The organism is Bradyrhizobium algeriense (genome assembly GCF_036924595.1).
GTDB lineage: Bacteria > Pseudomonadota > Alphaproteobacteria > Rhizobiales > Xanthobacteraceae > Bradyrhizobium > Bradyrhizobium algeriense.
The window spans coordinates 8,009,407-8,032,232 of sequence record NZ_JAZHRV010000001.1 but is presented as its reverse complement, the minus strand read 5'-3'; the positions used below and the strand labels follow the sequence as shown (position 1 = coordinate 8,032,232).

Sequence of the window (22,826 nt, the reverse complement as noted above, 5' to 3'; positions counted from 1 at the left end):
CACGTCAAGCCTGTATCAGTGCCCGGCCACCGGTCCCGCACCGCGGAACCAGACGTAGATGCAGATGAACAGGAACAGCCACACCACGTCGACGAAGTGCCAGTACCAGGCGGCGAACTCGAAGCCGAGATGCTGCTTCGACGTGAAGTGGCCGGCATAGGCGCGCAACAGGCAAACCAGCAGGAACACGGTGCCGACCAGCACGTGGAAACCGTGGAAGCCGGTCGCCATGAAGAAGGTCGCGCCGTAGATGTTGCCGGAGAAGTGGAAGGTGGCGTGGGCGTATTCATAGGCCTGCACGCAGGTGAAGGCGACGCCGAGCAGCACGGTGAGGATCAGGCCGTATTTCAGGCCCTGACGGTCGTCCTCGAGCAGCGCGTGATGCGCCCAGGTGACGGTCGTGCCCGAGGTCAGCAGCAAGAGCGTGTTGAGCAGCGGCAGATGCCAGGGGTCGAAGGTCTCGATGCCCTTCGGCGGCCAGGTGCCCGGCACGCTGCAGGCGCCCATCGCCGTTCCCGGACCGCAGCCGAACACCGCATCGCGGGTGGCGTGGACCGCGTCGGCGGGGAACAGCGCGGAATTGAAGAAGGCCCAGAACCAGGCGACGAAGAACATCACCTCGGAGGCGATGAACAGGATCATGCCGTAGCGGTGGCTGATCTGCACCACGCGGGTGTGGTCGCCCTTGTACTGGGCTTCGCGGATCACATCGCCCCACCAGCTCGCCATGGTGTAGAGCACGCCGATGGTGCCGACGCCGAAGATGATCGGCGCCGCGGCGAACATGTGATGCATCCAGGTGATCGCACCCACCGCCATGATGAAGGCCGAGATCGAGCCTACGACCGGCCACGGGCTCGGATCGACGAGGTGGTAGTCGTGGTGCTTCGCGTGCGCCGTAGCCATTGCGGTCTCTCCGTTGGATGTGCCGTTCCCTTCGGCACATATTCGTCTCAAATTTCAAATCCGAAATCCCGTTAGATACGGGATTCCTGGTTCACAAGTTTCCCGTCACAGGCTTCCTTTGCGCCTGTCGCCTTCGCCGGCCGCGACCGGCTTCGGCGCCGGATCGCGCACGGGATAGAAGGTGTAGGATAGCGTGATCGTTTTCAGGGTGTCGTTCTCGCTGTCTTTCGCAAGCTGCGGATCGACGTAGAACACGACTGGCATCTCGCGCTTCTCGCCCGGGCCCATGGTCTGTTCGGTGAAGCAGAAGCAGTTGATCTTCTGGAAATAGGCGCCGACCGTCAGCGGCGCGACGTTGTAGGCCGCAACGCCGGTGGTGGGGCGCGCGGCCTGGTTGGTCACGGTATAGAATACGGTGACGACCTCGCCGATCCGGACCTCGATCTCGTTCTGCTCGGGCTCGAATTTCCAGGGCAGGCCGGGGCCGACATTGGCGTCGAACCGCACCGCGATCTTGCGCTGAAGCGGCGCGTCTGATGGCGCCGAGGTCGCGACCTGGGTGGTACCGTTGAAGCCAGTGGCGCGGCAGAACCAGTTGTAGAAGGGCACGGCGGCATAGGACGCGCCGACCATGAACACCACCACGAAGCCGCAGATCGAGGCGACCGCTGCATCGCGCGTGAGCGTACGGCGCGAAGCGGTCTTGCCGCTCCCCGTCACTCCCTCGCGCATCTGCGGTTTGTTTTCCATCTCAACTACATTCAAATATTAACATTCAAAGATCACATGGGCCGGACGAGAACGGCTGGCCCCTTGACCATGGTGACCGCGAAAAACAGCACGACGAGGACGCCGAGTGCGAGCGCAATCGCGATCGAGCGCTGGCGGCGGCTTCTTTTCTGCGCCTCGGTGAGGACGATTCCATCTGGCTTTCGATTGTCGTCCATGCGCCCCCTACCCGAACAAAGGGACGACGGCGCGGACGACCACTTCGAGCAGCAGGGTCGCAAACAGCGCAAACAGATACAGGATCGAGAACGCAAACAGCCGGCGCGTGGCGCGCAGCGCTTCCCTGCCCTCGCGGCGGCGATAGACCGCGATGGCCAGCCACATCATGCCGGAACCGAGCACCAGCGAGGTGACGCCGTAGACCGCATCAAAATAGCCGAGCGGCCAGGGCGCGGCCGCGATCGCGACCAGCACGATGGTATAGAGCAGGATCTGCAGCCGCGTCGCATCGGGTCCGGCGACCACGGGCAGCATCGGAACGCCGGCGCGGGCATAGTCGTCCGAACGAAACAGCGCCAGCGCCCAGAAATGCGGCGGGGTCCAGAAGAAGATGATCAGGAACAGGAGCAGCGGCTCGATCGACAGCGAGCCGGTGGCCGCGGCCCAGGCCACGACAGGCGGCAGCGCGCCCGCGGCGCCGCCGATCACGATGTTCTGCGCGGTCCAGCGCTTCAGCCACATGGTGTAGACCACCACATAGAAGAAGATCGTGAACGCCAGCAGCGCGCCGGCCAGCAAGTTGACGAGGATACCGAGCGTCAGCACCGAGAAGAACGCCAGGATCAGGCCGAACGCCATCGCCTCGCCCTGCGTGATGCGTCCGCGCGGGATCGGGCGGTTGGCGGTGCGCGACATCAACGCGTCGATGTCGCCCTCATAGGCCATGTTCATCGCGCCCGAAGCGCCGGCCCCGACCGCGATGCAGAGGATCGCGGTGAACGCCAGCACGGGGTGCACGTGGCCGGGCGCGATCACGAGGCCGACCAGCGCGGTGAAGATCACGAGCGACATCACCCGCGGCTTCAACAGCGCGATGTAATCACCGACCTCCGCCTCGGAAATCCGGGGCAGAGCATCGATGGCGTTGTGATCGACTACCGACAAGATCTATCTCGCTTCACTCAAGCCGCGGCGCGCAACGGCGGCGCGCCGCGAACGACCGGTTACTGAACGCGCGGCAGCACTTCGAACTGGTGGAAGGGCGGCGGCGACGGCAGCGTCCATTCCAGCGTGGTGGCGCCGGCGCCCCACGGATTGGCCTCGGCCACGCGCTTCTTCGCAAAGGCATCGACCACGCCGTAGATGAAGATCAGCACGCCGAAGCCCGAAACGTAGGAACCAAGCGACGACACCAGGTTCCAGCCCGCAAACGCGTCCGGATAGTCGACGTAGCGGCGCGGCATGCCTGATAGCCCGAGGAAGTGCTGCGGGAAGAACACGAGATTCACGCCGATGAAGGTGAACCAGAAGTGCAGCTTGCCGATGGTCTCCGAGTACATGTAGCCCGACATTTTCGGGAACCAGTAGTACCAGCCGGCGAAGATCGCGAACACGGCGCCAAGCGACAGCACGTAGTGGAAGTGCGCAACCACGTAGTAGGTTTCCTGCAGCACGCGGTCGACGCCGGCATTGGCCAGCACGACGCCGGTGACGCCGCCGACCGTGAACAGGAAGATGAAGCCGATCGCCCACAGCATCGGTGTGCGGAACTCGATCGAGCCGCCCCACATCGTGGCGATCCAGGAGAAGATCTTAACGCCGGTCGGCACCGCGATCACCATGGTGGCGGCGACGAAATAGGCCTGCGTCGCCGAGGACATGCCGACGGTGTACATGTGGTGCGCCCACACCACGAAGCCGATGCCGCCGATCGCGACCATGGCGTAGGCCATGCCGAGATAGCCGAACACGGGCTTCTTTGAGAAGGTCGAGACGATCTGGCTGATCATGCCGAAGCCGGGCAGGATCAGGATGTACACTTCGGGATGACCGAAGAACCAGAACAGATGCTGGAACAGCAAAGGGTCGCCGCCGCCGTCGGCGGAGAAGAAGGTGGTGCCGAAATTGCGGTCGGTGAGCAGCATGGTGATGGCGCCGGCGAGCACCGGCAGCGACAACAGCAGCAGGAACACCGTCACCAGGATCGACCAGACGAACAACGGCATCTTGTGCAGGGTCATGCCCGGCGCGCGCATGTTGAAGATCGTGGTGATGAAGTTGATGGCGCCGAGGATCGAGGAGGCGCCGGCCAGATGCAGCGACAGGATCGCGAAATCCACCGCCGGCCCCGGATGACCCGAGGTGGACAATGGCGCGTAGATGGTCCAGCCCGCGCCGACGCCATTGGCGCCCGGCTCACCCTCGACGAAGGTCGACATCAGGAGCAGCGCGAAGGAGGCCGGCAGCAGCCAGAACGAAATGTTGTTCATGCGCGGGAACGCCATGTCCGGCGCGCCGATCATCAGCGGCACGAACCAGTTGCCGAAGCCGCCGATCATCGCCGGCATCACCATGAAGAAGATCATGATCAGGCCGTGCGAGGTCACGAACACATTGTAGGTGTGGGATTCGTGGAAGAACTGGACGCCGGGATACATCAGCTCGATGCGGATCGCGATCGACATCGCCGCACCGATGACACCCGCGAAGATCGCGAAGATAAGGTACATCGTGCCGATGTCCTTATGGTTCGTCGAATAGACCCAGCGCCGCCATCCGGTCGGATTGGCATGGGCGTGGTCATCATGGGCGTGATCGTGGTGTGTCGCTGCGGTCGTTGCCATTTTGAAATCCTGCCTTGCAGTCCCTTTTCGGACCTTTTCAGGTCCCGTCGCCCTTGTCCCGTGCTTGTCCCTTGGCCGCGCCTTACTGCGCGGCCTGACCACCAGCCGAGGCGAACGTGTTCGCCGGATTGGTCGCATATTTCTTCTGCGCCGCCTCAACCCAGGAAGCGAATTCCTGATCGGTCACCACCCGCACCGCGATCGGCATGAAGGCGTGGTCCTTGCCGCACAGTTCCGAGCACTGGCCGTAATACATGCCGACCTTGGTGGCCTTGAACCAGGTCTCGTTCAGACGGCCGGGGATCGAGTCGATCTTGATGCCGAACGACGGCACCGCGAACGCGTGAATGACGTCCGCGCCGGTGGTCTGGATCCGGATCACCTTGTTGACCGGCACCACCATCTCGTTGTCGACGCCGAGCAGGCGCGGCTGCTTGTCGGCAGCCATCAGCGAATCGAATTCGAACTTGCCGTTATCCGGATAAGCGTAGCTCCAGTACCACTGCTTGCCGGTGGCCTTTACCGTGAGGTCAGCCTTGGGAATGTCGAGCTGCTGGAACAAGAGGCGGAACGACGGCACCGCGATGGCGACCAGGATCAGCACCGGAATCAGCGTCCAGGCTACCTCGATCAGCGTGTGGTGGGTGGTCCTGGAGGGGACCGGATTGGCCTTGGCGTTGAACTTCACCACCACGATGACCAACAGCACCAGCACGAACAGGGTGATCAGCGTGATGAGCACCAGCAGCAAGTTATGGAAGCTGATGATGTTTTCCATCACGGGGGTCGCGGCTTCCTGCAGCGTCATTTCCCACGGCTTGGGCTGCGCCCCAAAAGCCGCCCCGCCGGCTGCGAGCGCCACGCCCGCCACCGTCAACCCCAGCAATCGCCGGCCCATCAGGCCACTCGACATCTTCATGCCGCTCGCGCTCCTTTGAATAAGTCCCCAAAGCATTTCAGCCGAATGGCCGGAAATGCCGCACGATCCGCCCTCACAAACGGCCTACCGGAGGTACTTTTGGAAGTACACCTTCAAAAGTACCTGCAACAGCATTGCTACAGTACCCTGGGCCTGATCGTTAGAACGCGTCGAAATCCAGCCTCTCAAACCATAATTCTAAGGCTCTCGCAATGCAGTAGTGGGGCGCAACGCCATGCGTCACCTGCTATTCGCCGGATGTCGGATTTTCCCGGCAAATCAGCAAAAACCCGCCATTTTGCAAGGCTTCGCCGCTTGACAGCCCGGTTGCCGGATGTAGGCACAGTCACGGCGCTCCCGGGCGGCCTGATTCGCGTGAGGCCAGGGGCGGTCCTCAGGCGGCGTGGATTGGCTGCGGGACCGCCTTCAAGGCGCCGTCATTGCGTATCAGTCCGGTAAGCTCAATCACAATGTGGTGCCGGCCTGGGCCGGAAATGTCGCCGGCGCTGCCGGAAAGATAAAGATCAAGAGGACCGACCCGGATGGGGCGTTCGAAACATCAGGCGGGAATGCGTCAGACGGGATTTGGCCAGGCAAGACTTGGCTTGGAACCGGCCCGCTGGCTCGGCGGCCTGCTCGCCGCAGCGTTCCTGCTCGGCCTGACCCAGACGGCCAGCGCCCAAGGCGCGGTGCGCTCGGTCCATGGCGACTGGCAGATCCGCTGCGACACCCCGCCCGGCGCCCAAGGCGAGCAATGCGCCCTGATCCAGAGCGTGGTAGCCGAGGACCGCTCCAACGCCGGCCTCACCGTGATCGTGCTGAAAACCGCCGACCAGAAGAGCAAGCTGATGCGGGTGGTGGCGCCCTTGGGCGTGCTGCTGCCCTCCGGGCTCGGGCTGAAGCTGGACAACCAGGACGTTGGGCGGGCCGGGTTTGTCAGGTGCCTGCCGAATGGATGTGTGGCTGAGGTGGTGATGGATGAGAAGCTGCTCGGGCAGCTTCGGAGCGCCAAGACGGCGACGTTTATTATTTTTGAGACGCCCGAAGAGGGAATTGGGTTTCCGCTCAGTCTGAACGGGCTGGGTGAGGGGTATGACAAGCTGCCGTGAGCCGCCGACGCTAGATCGGGATGGGTTGGAGTCGAATCGATTCGCCGTTAGCGCGAAGCACGATCCCGTGTCCCGGACGCCGTGCATATACTCTTCGGCGGTACACCGCAGGGCCGGGACACAAAATCGCGAAAACAACCCCATGCAAAGTAGAATGGGCCCCGGCCCGCAGCACTTAGGCCGCTCGCGTCCGGGGCACGAGATGGTCCGTCGTCACGGCCCAATCTAATCTCCTCCTACTCCAGCCTCAAAGCCGGGTTCGTCTCGGTCACCCGCGCCCGGCACTGGCGTAGTAATCGAACAATCGGCCCGCTTCCTGCGAGAGCCAATCCGCTTCACCGGTAATGTAGCCTTCGACTTGCCCGGTGACGCCGAGCAGGAAGGAAATCGGCATGCCGTAAAGCGCGAACGGCGTGTCGACGCCGTCGCTTGCGCCGGCACGCGCTACCAGTCCGCCGGGATCGAGGCCGATCGCGAGGTCGCGAAGCTTCAGTTTTTTCACGAAGGGCGCGACCAGCGATCGATCGCGATCAGTCGCGATGGCCACGACTGCAAGGTCGGCGCGGCCGTTTCCCGCGAGCCGATCCAGTATCGGCAGTTCAGTGCGGCAGGCCGGGCACCAGGTGGCCCAGAAATTGACGAGCACCACCTTGCCGCGGAAGGACGCCAGATTGAGCGCCGCTGCGCCGAGGCGCGGGATTGGCACTGCCGGGACCGGACGCGCGCCGCGAACCTCCGTGAACTGATGCCTGACGGTTGCGAATGGCGGCGGTCCGCCGGCCCGCGCGCGCCCCGGCAACGCCGGCATCGTCAGCGAGACGGCCGCACCCATCATGCCGGCGACGACGGTGCGGCGGTTCGGCCTGCGATACGACGTCATGTCTGATACTCCGCTGTGCAGACCTGGCCCGTGCAGCTCTGGCCCATTTGTCACGACCGGATGTAGGACCAGTCGGCTTCCTGCAATTCAATGATGCGCCCCGGCCCGCTCGGCACGAGATCGACGTTGTCGATCAGCGTGATCGGATGCCCCTCCTGGCGCTCCATGCCAAGCTTGGTCGCCTCGCAAACCACGAAACGGATGTTCGGATTGACTCCTCTCAGTATCCGCAGCATGTCCTTTACCGGTGACGTGTCGGCGCGGAGCATGTGAACGCCGGCGTTGTAGGCGACGACTTCGATCGTGAAGGCTTCGTTCCGCTCCTGATAGTACTTCGGAAGGTTGAGCGAGGTCGAGATCAGCGCCCGCATCGTGGTAGGGTCATCGGTATTGATCGGCAGCACCAGCCGATGCATCCGAACCGAAGCGGCAGGTTTCGGCTGCGGCTTTGAGTCCGCGGCCCCCGATCCTGTCAGCAACAGGATCACGGTCAGCGGCGCCACGAAGGCCAGGATCAGCCTCATGGCAATCGTCAACTCGCGGCGAGAAAGGCGCATCGCAGCAGCCTCATGCGGTCTCGGCAAGCAATGCGATCTGACCCCGCTCCGCATAGGCGACCACAGCGTTCAGCGCCAGCAGAACAATGGCCGGCACCGCCGAGCCGCCGATGACGAATAAATGGGTGATCACCGCGCCGGTCATGATGCAGATCAGCAGCAACGCGCCGAGGGCAGCCTTCCGCGGCAGGAGCAGCAGGATCGCGCCGATGATTTCGAGACCGCCGGTGACATAGCGAAACCATTGTCCGAGCCCGATGTGCTCGAACTCGTCGACCAGCATCGGAACGCCATAGAGCTTCGCCCCGCCGGCCGCCACAAAGGCGAGCGCAAGCAATCCCCTGACGACCCACAAGGCGGCAGAGGTCCAGCGCGGTCTGGCAGGCGCAACAATTGTCGACATCGAAAAACTCCTGGAATGGTGAAAGCGGTGGTGGACAGAAGTGCCGTCCGCCGGCGAGCCCTGAGGGGCTGTCAAACCCAAAATTCGGGACTAAGATGAAATTGACAAGTAGGATGATTTTTCTGGGGTAGTATGAAAAAGCAGACTAATGAGAATGAAGGGCAAGAATGCCCCTCTGAGCGGGCCAGAGCGCAGTTGCATCGGGCGCTTCGTCTGCTCTCAGGCAAGTGGAAGGGCGAAATCCTCTGGCAGCTTGTCGACGGCAAGCAGCGATTCGGCCAATTGCGGCGCGCTATCCCGGACGTGACGCAGCACATGCTGACGACCCAGCTCCGCGACCTCGAAAGCGAGGGCCTGGTGAAGCGCACGGTATTTCCCGAAGTGCCGCCACGCGTGGAATACGAGATGACCCCGGCGGCCGGGCGTTGCGGCCAGTATTCGACGAACTGTTCCGCTGGGCCAATGCACACGCCAGGCCGGAGCCCGGTGCGGAGGTTGCCGGCAAGGCGGACAACAAGCTGCCGTGAAGGGGCTCCCCTTTCGGGGCTGTCATGACTATCTTTCAAGCCATCGTCGTTCCTGCGAACCATAACCACAGATGTCCATGTTGTAATGTGAACTCGCCACACGTCTGCGCTTACAATGCCAGCGCTTGTGGTTATGGTCCCTGCTTTCGCAGGGACGACGAAGCATTTTCGCTGAATCGGAGTCTGCATGACCAATCCCGCCACAACCTCCCTGCTCGACCGCGCCAATCTCGACCGCGATGCCGTCCGACGTGAGATTACGCGGGGGCTTGAGGGGGCCGACGACGGCGAGCTGTTCCTGGAATATGGCCAGACCGAAGCGCTCGGTTTTGACAATGGGCGGCTGAAGCAGGCCACTTATGACACGTCGCAGGGCTTTGGCCTGCGCGCGGTGAAGGACGACGCGGTCGGCTATGCGCATTCCTCCGACGTATCTCTGCCGGCGCTGATCCGCGCGGCGGATGCGGTGGCCGCTGTGCGCGGTGGCTACAGCGGCAATTTTGCCGCTGCTCCCGCGCATACCAATGTGCGGCTCTATGGCGACGACAATCCGCTGGATGCGCCGGGGTTTGAGGCCAAGGTAAAACTGCTGGCCGAGATCGATGCCTATGTGCGCGACAAGGATCCGCGGGTGCGGCAGGCTTCCATCAGCCTGGGCGCCACCTGGCAGGTGGTGGAAATCCTGCGCCCCGACGGCGAGAGCTATCGCGACATCCGGCCCCTGGTGCGGGTCAATATTTCGGTGGTCGCAGGGCAAGGCGACCGGCAGGAGAGCGGCAGCAAGGGTTATGGCGGCCGCGAGGGCTATGCGCGGTTCATCGAGACCAAGGCGTGGCGCGAGGCGGCCGACGGCGCGATCCGCGAGGCGCTGGTCAATCTGGAATCGGTCCCCGCGCCTGCCGGTGAAATGGACGTGGTGCTGGGCGCCGGCTGGCCCGGCGTGATGCTGCATGAAGCCGTCGGCCATGGCCTCGAAGGCGACTTCAACCGCAAGCAGACCTCGGCCTTTGCAGGGCTGATGGGCAAGCAGGTCGCGGCCAAGGGCGTCACGGTGGTGGACGACGGCACCATGGCGTCGCGGCGCGGCTCGCTCTCCATCGACGACGAGGGCACGCCGACCAACCGCACCGTGCTGATCGAGGACGGCATTCTGGTCGGCTACATGCAGGACCGGCAGAACGCGCGGCTGATGAACATGAAGCCGACCGGCAACGGCCGCCGCCAGAGCTACGCCCATGTGCCGATGCCGCGCATGACCAATACCTACATGCTGGCGGGGCAGCGCGATCCGGCGGAAATTCTGGCCTCGGTGAAGAACGGCATCTACGCCGCGAATTTCGGCGGCGGCCAGGTCGACATCACCTCGGGCAAATATGTGTTCCAGTGCACCGAGGCCTACAAGATCGAGAACGGCAAGCTCGGCGCGCCCCTGAAGGGCGCGATGCTGATCGGCAACGGGCCGACCGACCTGCATCGGATCACCATGGTCGGCAACGATCTGGCGCTCGATACCGGCATCGGCACCTGCGGCAAGAACGGCCAGGGCGTGCCTGTCGGCGTCGGCCAGCCGACGCTGCGGATGGAGAAGATCACGGTCGGAGGAACGGGCTAGTGAGCGACGAGAAGATGGTGAGCGACCGGAAGGAAAGCTCGATCGCCAAACCGGTGAGCTGGCGCGCGCAGGCCGTGCAGTTGGCTGCGATCGTCGCCGTCGTGTTCGTTGCCAAGGGCGCGCTGGCCGAGCCGTTTTACGTGCCGTCCGGCTCGATGGAGCCGACGCTTCTGATCGGCGACGCGCTGCTGGCCTCGAAATTTCCCTACGGCTACGGCGCGGCGTCGCTGCCGATCCAGATCACGCTGCCGGAAACCGGCCGCGTGTTCGGCGATACGCCCAAGCGCGGCGACGTCGTCGTGTTCCGCTGGCCGGGCGACCGCTCGCAGGCCTGGGTCAAGCGCGTGGTGGGATTGCCGGGTGACCGCATCCAGATGCGTCAGGGCCAGCTCTTCATCAACGACCACGCCGCGGCGTTGAAGCCGGAAGGCGTCGGCCAGGCGGAAGACGATCGCGGCAACACGGAGCAGGCCTATCGCTTCGTCGAGACGCTGCCGAACGGCGTCAGCCACGCGATCTTCAAGATGCGCGACAATGGAAGGCTCGACAACACGCCCGAGGTGACGGTGCCGCCGGGCCAACTGTTCGTGCTCGGCGACAACAGGGACAATTCCGCCGACAGCCGCGTCGCGGTGCGTGACGGCGGCGTGGGGCTGCTGCCGATCGACAATCTGATCGGCCGGGCTGATGCCGTGGTCGGCTCCTGGGATCTCGGCATGCGTAGCCAGCCGGTGTGGACCTGGCTGTCGGGTTTTCGGCTGGCGCGGTTTTTTACATCCGTGCATTGAGCGCGTAGAAGTAGGGTGGGCAAAGGCGCATTTGCGCCGTGCCCACCAACTCGCCGGCGATCAAGCTTATGGTGGGCACGCTTCGCTTTTGCCCACCCTACGGCACAATCCATGACCTTCGACGACGTCAGAAAAATCGCACTGGCCTGGCCTGAGGTCGAAGACGGCACCTCCTACGGCACGCCGGCCTTAAAGGTGCGCAAGAAGATGCTGGCGCGGCTGAGGGAAGACGCCGACAGCCTGGTGATGCCGGGCGTGCCAAGGGACGAGCGCGAGATGCTGGTGGAAAGCCAGCCGAAGGTGTTTTACTTCACTGATCACTACCGCGATTATTCGATCGTGTTGATCCGCCTGTCGAAGGCCAGCCGCGCCACCGTCGAGCCGTTCCTGCGCCGGCACTGGCGCTCGCTGGCGTCGAAGAAGGCGGTGAAGGAATTCGACGCAACATAGTAGAATTCGTAGGGTGGGCAAAGGCGCTTGCGCCGTGCCCACCATCGGCACTCCGCAGGGAATGGTGGGCACGCTTCGCTTTGCCCACCCTACGGCATGATCATGAATACCGACCAATTCCTCACCGCCGCCTTGCAAAATCGCGCCAACGAAATCATTGCCGAGGAACTGTTTCGGCTGGCGCTGCCGGATGCATGGCTGGTCTCCGGATGCCTGGTGCAAACGGTGTGGAACGTGCTGACGAAGCGCGCGATCGACTACGGCATCAACGATTACGACGTGTTCTATTTCGATCCCGATATGTCGTGGGAGGCGGAAGACAAGGTCATCCGCACGCTGGCCGAGCGTTTCGCCACACGCGGGATCAAGGTCGAGGCGCGCAACCAGGCGCGCGTTCATCTCTGGTACCCCAAGAAACATGGCCTGCCCTATCCACCGCTGCGTTGCTCGGCGCAAGGCATCGACCGATTCCTGACCAGGAACACGCAGATCGGAATCCGCCGCACGCGCGAGGCTTACGAGGTCTACGCGCCGAATGGTTACGACGATATCGCCGCACTGATCGTGCGGCCCAATCCCGGCGCGAATTTTTCCGCGGCGAATTACGAAGCGAAGGCGCAACGATGGAAGGCGCTGTGGCCGGAGATCACGGTGCTGCCGGCGGTTTCGGCCTGATCACCGGCGCCACTAGAACGAGGTCGTCAAATCCGTCAGCCATTGCGGTGAGGCATCGACCAGCGCGGCCTCGATTTTCTTGTCCGTACCGCTGACGATCGTAGCGCCAATCAGAATAAATGCGGCTCCGAGCAAGCCCTTGCCGAGCTTTCCCGCTGACAACAGGCCGGAGCGGACGCGCATCAGGGAGGCGCGCGACAGCAATCCCAGCAAAACCAGCGGCACCCCGGCACCGATGCCGAAGACCGCCATCGTCAATCCGACCTGCGGCAGGTCGCGGCCCTGCGAGGCCAGCAGCGACGCCGCACCAAGCGTCGGTCCAACGCAAGGCGACCAGACGGCGCCGAGCAGGAGGCCGATGGCAAACTGTCCGGCGAGGCCCGAGGAGGCAAAACCGCCGAGGCGCTGATCGGCCCAACCGGCCACCGGCCCGCCGGCCGCCGCGAGCCTCGCTTGCCAGGCGGGAACGAGCAGCACCGCACCCAGCGCGATCATGATCGCTGCGGCAGCCATGCGGAAGATTCCGGCATCGATGCCGAGGCCGAATCCGACCAGCGCAAGCAGCAAGCCAAGCAAGGCAAAAGAGATTGCGAGGCCCGCTGCCAGCGCAAACGCGCCGAACGCGTGCGCGGCGACGGCAGCGCCGAGCACGATCGGCACCAGCGGCAACACACAGGGCGACAGGATCGAAAGCAGTCCAGCCACGAAGGCCAGCGCGAGGGCGCTCACGGCAGCTCAGAGGCTCTTGTCGAGCAGCGCCGCGATCGAGGGCTGCTTGGTATCGCCGACGGAACGGCCCTTCTCGGCGGATCCCTTGAACACGATCAGCGTCGACTGCATCTGGGCGCCGAATTGCTTCACCACCGGTTTCATCGTGTCGAAATCGACCCGGAATACCTTCAAGTCCTTGAACTTCGGATCCGCCGTCAGCTTGTCGAGGATAGGTCCCTGCGCCTTGCAGGTCGGACACCAGTCGGCATGGATTTCGACCAGGATCGGGCCGCCCGCGGCCTGGGCCGCCTTGAAGGCCTCCGCCGAGAACGGAATGGGCGTGCCGGCCAGAGCCGGCGACAGCGAACCGGCGAACGCCAGACCGGCCGCGACAACGGCACCGCCAAAGAACCTCCGCGAGAATTTCATCATGATCTCCCTGAATACGCGCAGCCAGATGCGCTCGACCGGAACGAACAGTTCCAGTGCGCATGCCAATTACGTCGCAGGGCCTGAAATGTTACCTCACCACACCGGACGTGAACCCCGCCTTCCGCCGCGGCGGCTTGATGTCCTTCTTCAGGAAGCAGTGCGCCTCCTTGCCGGCGTAGCCGGGCCGGGCATAGGTCCAGGCGCGGCATTTGTTGTCGGCGGCGCAGGCGGCCTTGCAGGCGTCGTCGCCGTCGCCGCTCTTGAGATCAAAACTCTTGTAGTCGCCGCCGAAGCGGTCGATCGAGGTTTCGGTTGTCTCGTTGCGCCGTTCGACCACGCCGGCGCCGCGCACGCCCGAGACGCAGCAATCGCTCTGTACCCGCGCCGGCACGTTGCTCTTGAGCCAGCATACCGCGCCTTTGGTCAGGTCGGTCGGATAGCTGAAGGTCCAGGCACGGCAGCGGCGGTCGCGCTCGCACACCAGCGCGCATTCCGCCGGATCGCCCGAGATCACGGGCGAGCTGAGATAATCGCCGCCAGGACGGTCGAAATTGGCCTGCGCCAGCGCCGGGCGCGCGCCTACGGCCGCCGCCAAAAAGGCGAGCGTCACCATACACGCCCTGAGCAGGCGAACAGTCCCCATGCAAGGTTGCTTTCGAGTACGTTGCTTTCGAGTATGCGCTTCCAGCGCGGGATGGCCTTCGAAAAGCCGTCCCGCCCCAGCCCTTTGATTCGAGCATGATTTCCTTGGAAGACCGGCACCGGTCTTCCTTCGCGACAAACGCGAAAAACGCGTTTGCGCGGAGATCATGCTCCATCCGGCCGTCATTTGAGCGCCATCAACCTGTACGGTGGATGAACGGCCCAAAGGTTAAGCAACCCGTTAAATTAAAACGCGTATTCCTGATAGACGGGCTCCACGGAACCGCCCCACTCGCCGTTGAATTTGTCGAGCATTTCTTCCGCCGGCGTGCGGCCCGATTCGAGGATGCGCTCCAGCGGTTCGAGGTAACGGCTCTCGTCGCGGCCGGAATGATCGACGCGGCCACGCCGCCGCAAGCCGGCATGCGACAGCTTCAGGCATTCCCGGGCGATTTCGAACAGATAACGGTCCTTGATCCTGGCCTTAAAGCCGAAGCGCGGCACGTCGTCGCGTAGCGCCTGACGCTCCGGCGCGGTCCAGTGACTGACCAGCTCCCAGGCCTCGTTCAGGCTTTCGTCGTCATACAGCAGCCCGACCCAGAACGCCGGCAGCGCCGGCAGCCGGCCCCATGGCACGCCGTCCGCACCGCGCATTTCCAGATAACGCTTGAGGCGGACTTCCGGGAAAATCGTCGACAGATGGTTGGCCCAGTCCGACAAGGTCGGACGCTCCCCAGGCAGTGAATTGTTGCGGCCCTCGAAGAAGGCGCGGAACGAGGAACCTGCGACGTCGATATAGGTGTCGCCGCGCTTGACGAAGTACATGGGAACGTCGAGCGCATAGTCGACCCAGCGCTCGAACCCCATGCCGTCCTCGAACACCCACGGCAACATGCCGGAGCGCGCGTTATCGGTGTCGCGCCAGATCTCGGAGCGGAACGACAGGTACCCATTGGACTTGCCTTCGGTGAAGGGCGAGTTGGCAAACAGGGCGGTCGCCACCGGCTGCAGCGCAATCGACACGCGCAGCTTCTTGACCATGTCGGCTTCCGAAGAGAAGTCGAGATTGGTCTGCACCGTGCAGGTCCGGTACATCATGTCGATGCCATATTGCCCGACCTTCGGCATGTAGTTGCTCATGATCTTGTAGCGGCCCTTGGGCATCACGGGAATCTGCTCCCGCGACCAGGACGGCGTCATGCCGAGCCCGAGAAAGCCGATCCCAAGGGGCGTCGCGATCTCGCGCACCTGCGCCAGATGCGCCATCAGCTCGGCCTGGGTCTGGTGCACGTTTTCGACCGGCGCCCCCGACAACTCGAACTGCCCGCCCGGCTCCAGCGAAATCGCGCCGCCGCCGGTAACGTCGTAGAGCCCGATGATGTTGCCACGCTCCATGATCGGCTCCCAGCCGAGCAGGAGCTGCATACCTTCGAGCAGCGCGCCGATGCCGCGCGCGCCCTCGTATGGCACGGGCTGACGGCCCTCCAGCGTGAACGGGGTCTTCTCGTGTTCGGTACCGATGCGGAACTCGGACCGCGGCTTGCAGCCGGCCTCGAACCACGTGACGAGTTCGTCACGCGATTGCAGCGGCGTCATATCGATCTGGTCACGCGCCATGAAAAAATCCGGATATCTGGCGATTCGACCGAACGCGCCTTATGGCCAAGGGAATGCGGACGGCGTCGTCCGCAACAACGAAATATATCAGGGTTATCATCGCGCCGGCACGCCGTCGCGGGCAGCGGCGGCCTTGACGTCGGAGCAGGAGCAGCCCAGCCGGTCGAGCAGACCGCAAAGCTTCATGGCGTCGGCATCGGACAGTTTCGAGCCGACGTGCTTTTCGATCGCCGCCGAATAGGCGCTCCACATTTTCTTCTGCAGTTCGCGCCCGGCTTCGGTGATCTCCACGAACTGGCCGCGCTTGTCGATCTTGCATTCACGCCGCGCCGCCAGGCCCTCGTCCACCAGGCGGTCGATCAGCCGCGAGGTCGAATATTGCGGGATCAGCATCTGCTTTTCCAGTTCCACCGGGCGCATCTCGCCGGACGGCGCACGCGACAGTTCCAGCAGCGCGTCATACCAGGCCAGCGGCGGAAAGCCCGCTTTCTTCAAATCCTGCTCGACGGCATCGAGCACCCGGCTCTGCACCCGCATCAGGCGGATCCAGGCGGCGGTCGCCTCGGTCGATGGTTTGCGTTTCATCATCCAGTCCGTATCTGTCACAGATCAGTGTACCGCACTAAATGCAGCTGCATCAATCTTGACTATTACATGCAAATGCATTTAGTCACTCCACCCGATAATGATAATATCGAGGGAAGGAAAAGCCGATGAAACTGTATTATACGCCAGGCGCCTGCTCGCTATCCCCCCATATCGCGCTCCTCGAGGCCGGTCTGCCCTATGACCTGGTCAAGGTCGACCTGCGCACCAAGAAGCTGGAGAACGGTGACGACTTTTTGAAGGTCAACCCGAAGGGCCAGGTGCCGGTACTGGCGCTCGATTCGGGCGAACTGGTCACCGAGGGGCCGGTCATCGTCCAGATGATCGCCGACAAGGCCGCGGCTAAGAACCTCGCGCCCGCCCGCGATAGCGCCGAGCGCTACAAGCTGCTGGAGTGGCTCAACTTCATCACCACGGAACTGCACAAGAGTTTCGGCCCGATGTTCTCGCCGGTGCTGGCCGACGAGGCCAAGGCGTTCTTCAAGGACCGGGTGATGGGCAAATTCAAGTATGTCGAGGCCCAGCTTGCGGGGCGCGACTATTTGATGGGCAGCCAGTTCACCGTTGCCGATGGCTATCTGTTCACGATGCTGTCCTGGGCGGACCGGTTGAAGTTCGATCTTTCCGAGATGCCGAACCTTCTGGCCTACAAGGCCCGCATCGCCGCCCGCCCGAAGGTGCAGGAAGCGCTGACCAAGGAAGGCCTGATGAAGGCGGCGTGAGATTTTCAACGATGGAATGCGAAAGGGCCGGATCGATGATCCGGCCCTTTTTGTTTACGTCATTGCGAGCGAAGCGAAGCAATCCATATCGCGGCATAACGGATGGATGGATTGCTTCGTCGCTACGCTCCCTTGCGCAAACGCTTCGCGTTTGTCGCAGGCAATGACGGGGTTGGCTACTTGGCCACCTTACGCCGCCTTCTTCGGCGGGAAGCGGCCGTAGAAGGTCTCGCCGCTGGCCGCCATGTCTTCCAGCAGTTTCGGCGGGGTAAAGCGCGAGCCGTATTTGGCCTCTAACCTGTGGCAGAGCTCGACGAACTTCCGCGTGCCCATGAAGTCGATGTAGGACAGCGTGCCGCCGGTGAACGGCGCAAAGCCAAAACCGAGTATCGAGCCGACATCGGCCTCGCGCGGATCGGTGATGACGTGATCCTCGACCGTGCGCGCGGCTTCCACCGCCTGCACCACCAGAAAACGCTGCTTCAGCTCCTCGATATCGAGCGTATCCGGATCGAGCTGCTTGGGCTGCAGCGCCGACAGGCCCGGCCACAGGCTCTTCTGGCCCTTGCCCTTCTCGGGATAGTCGTAAAAGCCCTTGCTGTTCTTGCGCCCCAAGCGCCCCTGCTTCTCGACCAGTTCCACCATCAGCTTCTTCTGATCCGGGTTGATGGAATTGGGACCAAGATCGGCTTCGGTTGCCTTGATGACCTTCAGGCCGAGGTCGAGGGCGACTTCATCGGACAGCGACAGCGGACCGACCGGCATGCCGGCCATCTTGGCGCAGTTCTCGATCATCGCCGGCGGCACGCCTTCGAGGAACATCTCGTTGCCTTCGGCGATGTAACGGCCGACGCAGCGGTTGGCGTAGAAGCCGCGCGAATCATTGACGACGATCGGCGTCTTGCCGATCATCCGGACATAGTCGAGCGCGGCGGCGAGCGCGATGTCGCCGGTGTTCTTGCCGAGGATGATTTCGACCAGCATCATCTTCTCGACCGGCGAGAAGAAGTGAATGCCGACGAACTTGCCCTGCTCCTTGAAGCTTTCGGCCAGCGAGGTGATCGGCAGCGTCGAGGTGTTGGAAGCGAAGATCGCGTCCGCCCTGAGGTATTGCTGCGCCTTGGCAAAAGTCTCAGCCTTGACCTTGCGGTCCTCGAACACGGCCTCGATGACGAGGTCGCAATCCCCGAGCGTGGCGTAGTCGGCGGTCGGCGTGATGCGCGCCAGCAGCGCGTCGCGGTCAGTGGCCTTGGCGCGGCCCTTGGCGACCTGCTCGTCGATCACCTTCTGCGCATGCGCCTTGCCCTTGTCGGCGCTTTCCTGGTCGCGGTCGATCAGCACGACGTCGAGGCCGGCGCGGGCCGAGACGTAGCCGACGCTGGCGCCCATGAAGCCGGCGCCGATCACGGCGACCTTCTTGATCCTGGTCGGCGGCACGCTTTGCGGACGCCGGGCACCCTTGTTCAGCTCCTGCATCGACAGGAACAGGCTGCGGATCATCGCCGCGGCTTCCTTGGAGCGCAGGACTTTCGTGAAGTAACGCGACTCGACGCGCAGCGCGGCGTCGATCGGCAACTGCAGGCCCTCATAGACGCAGCTCATGATGGCGCGCGCGGCCGGATAATTGTCGTAGGTCTCGCGGCGATAGATGGCGTTGCCGGCCGGGAACATCATCATGCCGTTCTTGGAGAACACCGGACCGCCCGGCAGCTTGAAGCCCTTCTCGTCCCAGGGCGCGACGGCCTTGCCGCCGCCCTTGATCCAGTCCTTGGCCGCCTTGACCAGTTCGGAAGCCGGCACGATGGCGTGGATCAAATTGAGCGCCTTGGCCTTGTCGATCGTGACCGGATCGCCCTTGAGCAGGATCGTCATCGCATCCTGCGGCGGCACGAGGCGCGGCACGCGCTGGGTGCCGCCGGCGCCGGGGAACAGGCCGACCTTCACCTCGGGCAGGCCGAGGCGGGTCTTGGGATTTTCAGCCGCAACACGGTAGTGGCAGGACAGCGTCACCTCAAAACCGCCGCCCAGCGCCAGCCCGTTGATCGCGGCTGCCCACGGCTTGCCGCAGGTTTCGATGCCACGCAGCACCAGCGAAAAGCGGCGGCTCTGGTCGAACAGCATCTGGTTCGCCGCGACCTCGCCCTTTTCCTTGAAGACCTTGGCGTACTCCTTGTTCATACCTTCGAGCATGGAAAGGTCGGCGCCGGCGCAGAACGCTTCCTTGCTGGAGGTGATGACGACGCCCTTCACCGCGGCATCGGCCGTGGTCTGCTTCAGGATCTCTTCGAGCTCGGTGGTCGAGGTCTCGTCCAGCACGTTCATCGAACGTCCGGGGATGTCCCAGGTGACGAGCGCAATGCCGTCGGCGTCGGTCTCTACCTTGAAATTCTTGAAGGCCATGTTGGTTGCTCCCTCGGTGCCGGCAGCCGATGTCAGGCGCGGCGGTTGACTTGGATTTCGTAGGGTGGGCAAAGCGCAGCGTGCCCACCATTCCCAGCGGAGTTCGTGATGGTGGGCACGCTTCGCTTTGCCCACCCTACGAATTGCGTCGCGTCACACCCGCTCGATGATCGTCGCGGTCCCCATGCCGCCGCCGATGCACAGCGTCACCAGCGCGGTGGACTTGTTGGTGCGCTCCAGCTCGTCGAGCACGGTGCCGAGGATCATGGCCCCGGTCGCGCCGAGCGGATGGCCGAGCGCGATCGCGCCGCCATTGACGTTGATCTTGGCATTGTCGATCTCGAACGCCTGGATGTAGCGCAGCACGACGGAAGCAAAGGCCTCGTTGAGCTCGAACAGGTCGATGTCCGACTTCTTCATGCCGGACCGCTCGAACAGCTTTTCCGTGACGTCGACCGGCCCGGTCAGCATCATCGCGGGCTCCGAACCGATATTGGCAAAGGCGCGGATCTTTGCACGCGGCTTCAGGCCATGTTTCGCGCCCGCTCCCTTGCTGCCGAGCAGCACCGCGCCGGCGCCATCGACGATGCCGGAGGAGTTGCCGGCATGGTGGACGTAATTGACGCGCTCGATTTCCGGATGCGACTGGATCGCCACCGCATCGAAACCGCCCATCTGGCCAACCACGGTGAACGCCGGCTGCAGTTGCGCCAGCGACTGCATGGTCGTGGTCGGGCGCATGTGCTCATCCTTGGCCAGGATTGTCAGGCCGTTGACGTCCTTCACCGGCACCACCGACTTGTTGAAGCGGCCCTCGTCCCAGGCCTTTGCGGCGCGCTGCTGGCTTTGCACGGCGTAGGCGTCGACGTCATCGCGCGAGAAACCGTATTTGGTCGCGATCAGATCAGCCGAGACGCCCTGCGGCATGAAATAGGAAGGCACCGCCATCGAGGGATCCATCGGCCAGGCGCCGCCGGACGCGCCGATGCCGACGCGGCTCATCGATTCCGCGCCGCCGCCGATCACAAGCTCATGCTGGCCGGCCATGATCTGGGCGGCGGCGAAATTCACCGCATCGAGGCCGGAGGCGCAGAAGCGGCTGATCTGCACGCCGGGGACGGATTCACCGAGGCCCGCCTTCAGCGCCGCGAAGCGCGCGATGTCGGAGCCGGCCTCGCCGACCGGATCGACCACGCCGAGGATGACGTCGTCGACGACGTCTTCGCCGAGATTGTTGCGCTCCTTCAGCGCCTGCAGCGGCACTGTCGCCAGCGCCAGCGCGGTGACCTCGTGGAGCGCGCCATCGGCCTTGCCGCGGCCGCGCGGGGTGCGAACGTGATCGTAGATATATGCCTCAGGCATGACGCCCTCCTGGTATGAGGATCATAATATTATAGGCGATAAGGACAGGAAACGGCGGAAAATCTCAGAACGCTTCCGCCGCCAATTCCATGGTGGTCGCGCAGCCGGTCTGGATGCGCGCAAGATGGACGTGGGTTTCCGGCAGCATGCGCTCCATGAAGAAGCGGCCGGTCACCAACTTGGTGCTCAGATAGGGCGTGGCGCCACTGCTCGCAATCTTGTCCTGAGCGACCTTGGCCATCCGCGCCCACATATAGGCGAAGGTGACGAGCCCGAACAATTGCATGTAGTCGGTGGCGGCCGCACCCGCATTGTCGGGCTTGGTCAGCGCGTTCTGCATCAGCCAGCCGGTGGCCTGCTGCAGATGGCCGAGGGCTGCCGAGAGCGGGGTGACGAACGGCTTCATCGCCTCGTCGCCGCCGTGCTCCTTGGCGAAGGCGCCGACTTCGGCAAAGAACGCCATCACGGCGCGGCCGCCGTCGCGCGGCAATTTACGCCCCACAAGGTCGAGCGCCTGGATGCCGTTGGCGCCCTCATAGAGCATGGCGATGCGCGCATCGCGCACGAACTGCTCCATGCCGTGCTCGGCGATATAGCCGTGGCCGCCATACATCTGCTGCGCCAGCACCGCGTTGGAGAAGCCGACATCGGTCATCACGCCTTTCATGACCGGCGTCATCAGGCCCATATGGTCGTCAGCCTCCTGACGGTCCTTTGGGTCGGAGGAGCGGTGGGCGACGTCGCTCTTCAGCGCGGTCCACACCACCATGGCGCGCGCCGCTTCGTTGAAGGCGCGGATGGTGAGCAGCACGCGGCGCACGTCGGGATGCACGATGATCGGGTCGGCCGGCTTGTCTGCTTCCTTTGCGCCGGTCAGGGAGCGGCCCTGCAGACGCTCGCGCGCGTAATTGACAGCGTTCTGATAGGCGACCTCGGACTGCGCCAGCCCCTGCACGGCGACGCCGAGGCGGGCCTCGTTCATCATCACGAACATGCCCTGCATGCCCTTGTTCTCTTCACCGATCAGCCAGCCGGTGGCGTTGTCGTAGTTCATCACGCAGGTGGAATTGCCGTGGATGCCCATCTTGTGCTCGATCGAGCCGCAGGACACGCCGTTGCGCGCGCCGAGCGAGCCATCGGCATTGACCAGCACCTTCGGCACCACGAACAGCGACACGCCCTTGATGCCGGCCGGCGCACCTTCGATGCGCGCCAGCACCAGATGGATGATGTTCTCGGCGATATCGTGCTCGCCCGCAGAGATGAATATCTTGGTGCCTGATATCTTGTAGCTGCCGTCGGCCTGCTTGACGGCCTTGGTGCGCAACAGGCCGAGATCGGTGCCGCATTGCGGCTCGGTGAGGTTCATGGTGCCGGTCCACTCGCCCGCCACCATCTTCGGCACGAACATCTTCTTCTGCTCGGGCTTGCCATGCACCAGCAGCGCCGCGGTGGCGCCCATGGTGAGGCCGCCATACATCGAGAACGCCATGTTGGCCGCGCTCTGGAATTCGGTGACGACCTGGCTCAGCGTGACCGGCAGCCCCTGCCCGCCATATTCCGCCGGCGCCGACAGCCCGAGCCAGCCGCCTTCGGCGACCTGCTTGAAGGCTTCCTTAAAGCCCTTCGGCGTCGTCACCGAGCCGTCGTCATGCCGCTTGCAGCCTTCGAGATCGCCGACACGATTGAGCGGCTGCAACACCTCTTCGGAGAGTTTTGCGGCTTCGCCGATGATCGCCTCGCGCACATCGGCGGAGGCGTCGGTGAAGCCGGGAAGATTGTCGTAGCGATCGATCTGGAACACGTCGTTGAGCAGGAAGGTGACGTCTTCCACGGGGGCTTTGTAGATCGGCATGGTGTTCTCCCGGCAGCGGCGAATGTGACGAAGGCGCTTGAAATGAAATTCGTGTGACGTTCCGGACGTAGACCTTATCCG

24 protein-coding genes are annotated in these 22,826 nt (G+C 63.6%); 7 read left to right on the top strand and 17 right to left on the bottom strand.

Annotation, left to right across the window (positions count from 1 at the left end; all coding sequences use genetic code 11):
• Window positions 1-15 precede the first annotated feature (15 nt).
• From V1286_RS38440 to coxB, 6 genes are all read right to left on the bottom strand, one after another.
• Entirely contained in the window at window positions 16-906 is an 891-nt protein-coding gene (locus V1286_RS38440; RefSeq protein WP_334489331.1) for a cytochrome c oxidase subunit 3, read from the bottom strand.
• A gap of 105 nt (window positions 907-1,011) precedes the next feature.
• Window positions 1,012-1,638 carry a cytochrome c oxidase assembly protein gene (locus tag V1286_RS38435; protein WP_417021307.1) on the bottom strand — a complete coding sequence of 209 codons (627 nt, stop codon included), beginning with the start codon at window positions 1,636-1,638 and terminating at the stop codon, window positions 1,012-1,014.
• 50 nt (window positions 1,639-1,688) lie between these two features.
• Window positions 1,689-1,853, bottom strand: coding sequence for a CoxF protein (locus tag V1286_RS38430; RefSeq protein WP_108522215.1), 165 nt, complete (start codon window positions 1,851-1,853; stop codon window positions 1,689-1,691).
• Between the two features lie 7 nt (window positions 1,854-1,860).
• Window positions 1,861-2,799 carry a heme o synthase gene (locus tag V1286_RS38425; RefSeq protein ID WP_334489327.1) on the bottom strand — a complete coding sequence of 313 codons (939 nt, stop codon included), beginning with the start codon at window positions 2,797-2,799 and terminating at the stop codon, window positions 1,861-1,863.
• Window positions 2,800-2,858: 59 nt separating this feature from the next.
• On the bottom strand, window positions 2,859-4,478 hold the full coding sequence (ctaD, locus tag V1286_RS38420; protein WP_334489326.1) for a cytochrome c oxidase subunit I: 1,620 nt from the start codon (window positions 4,476-4,478) through the stop codon (window positions 2,859-2,861).
• An 82-nt stretch (window positions 4,479-4,560) separates the two neighbouring features.
• Window positions 4,561-5,397 carry a cytochrome c oxidase subunit II gene (gene coxB, locus V1286_RS38415; protein ID WP_334489324.1) on the bottom strand — a complete coding sequence of 279 codons (837 nt, stop codon included), beginning with the start codon at window positions 5,395-5,397 and terminating at the stop codon, window positions 4,561-4,563.
• A 569-nt stretch (window positions 5,398-5,966) separates the two neighbouring features.
• Here coxB and V1286_RS38410 point away from each other — a divergent pair.
• A complete protein-coding gene (locus V1286_RS38410; protein ID WP_417021231.1) occupies window positions 5,967-6,506 on the top strand; it encodes an invasion associated locus B family protein in 540 nt (179 codons plus the stop codon).
• Between the two features lie 268 nt (window positions 6,507-6,774).
• On the opposite strand, the gene V1286_RS38405 is transcribed toward V1286_RS38410, so the two are convergent.
• Genes V1286_RS38405 through V1286_RS38395 form a run of 3 tightly spaced genes read right to left on the bottom strand, consistent with a single transcriptional unit; the run spans window position 6,775 to window position 8,346 of the window.
• The gene (locus tag V1286_RS38405; RefSeq protein WP_334489321.1) at window positions 6,775-7,386 is read right to left on the bottom strand and encodes a TlpA family protein disulfide reductase; all 612 of its coding nucleotides are present in this window, start codon (window positions 7,384-7,386) and stop codon (window positions 6,775-6,777) included.
• Window positions 7,387-7,436: 50 nt separating this feature from the next.
• Window positions 7,437-7,943, bottom strand: coding sequence for a DsrE family protein (locus V1286_RS38400; RefSeq protein WP_334489318.1), 507 nt, complete (start codon window positions 7,941-7,943; stop codon window positions 7,437-7,439).
• 10 nt (window positions 7,944-7,953) lie between these two features.
• The gene (locus V1286_RS38395; RefSeq protein WP_334489315.1) at window positions 7,954-8,346 is read right to left on the bottom strand and encodes a DoxX family protein; all 393 of its coding nucleotides are present in this window, start codon (window positions 8,344-8,346) and stop codon (window positions 7,954-7,956) included.
• A gap of 132 nt (window positions 8,347-8,478) precedes the next feature.
• On the opposite strand from V1286_RS38395, the gene V1286_RS38390 reads away from it, so the two are divergent.
• From V1286_RS38390 to V1286_RS38370, 5 genes are all read left to right on the top strand, one after another.
• Complete coding sequence (locus V1286_RS38390) at window positions 8,479-8,901, top strand: winged helix-turn-helix transcriptional regulator (RefSeq protein ID WP_417021230.1); 423 nt, start codon at window positions 8,479-8,481, stop codon at window positions 8,899-8,901.
• 159 nt (window positions 8,902-9,060) lie between these two features.
• Window positions 9,061-10,485, top strand: a complete 1,425-nt coding sequence (gene tldD / locus V1286_RS38385; protein ID WP_334489312.1) for a metalloprotease TldD — start codon at window positions 9,061-9,063, stop codon at window positions 10,483-10,485.
• Between the two features lie 14 nt (window positions 10,486-10,499).
• Window positions 10,500-11,273, top strand: coding sequence for a signal peptidase I (lepB, locus tag V1286_RS38380; RefSeq protein WP_417021306.1), 774 nt, complete (start codon window positions 10,500-10,502; stop codon window positions 11,271-11,273).
• 111 nt (window positions 11,274-11,384) lie between these two features.
• On the top strand, window positions 11,385-11,723 hold the full coding sequence (locus V1286_RS38375) for an MmcQ/YjbR family DNA-binding protein (RefSeq protein WP_334489304.1): 339 nt from the start codon (window positions 11,385-11,387) through the stop codon (window positions 11,721-11,723).
• A 102-nt stretch (window positions 11,724-11,825) separates the two neighbouring features.
• Window positions 11,826-12,398, top strand: a complete 573-nt coding sequence (locus V1286_RS38370; RefSeq protein WP_334489301.1) for a nucleotidyltransferase family protein — start codon at window positions 11,826-11,828, stop codon at window positions 12,396-12,398.
• A gap of 12 nt (window positions 12,399-12,410) precedes the next feature.
• On the opposite strand, the gene V1286_RS38365 is transcribed toward V1286_RS38370, so the two are convergent.
• From V1286_RS38365 to V1286_RS38345, 5 genes are all read right to left on the bottom strand, one after another.
• Window positions 12,411-13,127 carry a cytochrome c biogenesis CcdA family protein gene (locus V1286_RS38365; RefSeq protein ID WP_334489299.1) on the bottom strand — a complete coding sequence of 239 codons (717 nt, stop codon included), beginning with the start codon at window positions 13,125-13,127 and terminating at the stop codon, window positions 12,411-12,413.
• 6 nt (window positions 13,128-13,133) lie between these two features.
• A complete protein-coding gene (locus V1286_RS38360; RefSeq protein ID WP_334490223.1) occupies window positions 13,134-13,538 on the bottom strand; it encodes a thioredoxin family protein in 405 nt (134 codons plus the stop codon).
• 91 nt (window positions 13,539-13,629) lie between these two features.
• Window positions 13,630-14,154: a PAN domain-containing protein gene (locus V1286_RS38355; protein ID WP_334490221.1), complete on the bottom strand. Its 525-nt coding sequence runs from the start codon at window positions 14,152-14,154 to the stop codon at window positions 13,630-13,632.
• 275 nt (window positions 14,155-14,429) lie between these two features.
• The gene (locus V1286_RS38350) at window positions 14,430-15,800 is read right to left on the bottom strand and encodes a glutamate--cysteine ligase (protein ID WP_334489297.1); all 1,371 of its coding nucleotides are present in this window, start codon (window positions 15,798-15,800) and stop codon (window positions 14,430-14,432) included.
• A gap of 96 nt (window positions 15,801-15,896) precedes the next feature.
• Window positions 15,897-16,385 carry a MarR family winged helix-turn-helix transcriptional regulator gene (locus V1286_RS38345; protein WP_212422353.1) on the bottom strand — a complete coding sequence of 163 codons (489 nt, stop codon included), beginning with the start codon at window positions 16,383-16,385 and terminating at the stop codon, window positions 15,897-15,899.
• 128 nt (window positions 16,386-16,513) lie between these two features.
• On the opposite strand from V1286_RS38345, the gene gstA reads away from it, so the two are divergent.
• Entirely contained in the window at window positions 16,514-17,128 is a 615-nt protein-coding gene (gene gstA / locus V1286_RS38340; RefSeq protein ID WP_334489296.1) for a glutathione transferase GstA, read from the top strand.
• A 189-nt stretch (window positions 17,129-17,317) separates the two neighbouring features.
• Here the strand turns inward: gstA and V1286_RS38335 are convergent, their stop codons facing one another.
• From V1286_RS38335 to V1286_RS38325, 3 genes are all read right to left on the bottom strand, one after another.
• Window positions 17,318-19,528: an FAD-dependent oxidoreductase gene (locus tag V1286_RS38335; RefSeq protein WP_334489294.1), complete on the bottom strand. Its 2,211-nt coding sequence runs from the start codon at window positions 19,526-19,528 to the stop codon at window positions 17,318-17,320.
• A gap of 153 nt (window positions 19,529-19,681) precedes the next feature.
• The gene (locus tag V1286_RS38330) at window positions 19,682-20,890 is read right to left on the bottom strand and encodes an acetyl-CoA C-acetyltransferase (RefSeq protein WP_334489292.1); all 1,209 of its coding nucleotides are present in this window, start codon (window positions 20,888-20,890) and stop codon (window positions 19,682-19,684) included.
• Between the two features lie 64 nt (window positions 20,891-20,954).
• The gene (locus tag V1286_RS38325) at window positions 20,955-22,745 is read right to left on the bottom strand and encodes an acyl-CoA dehydrogenase C-terminal domain-containing protein (protein ID WP_334489289.1); all 1,791 of its coding nucleotides are present in this window, start codon (window positions 22,743-22,745) and stop codon (window positions 20,955-20,957) included.
• Window positions 22,746-22,826 lie beyond the last annotated feature (81 nt).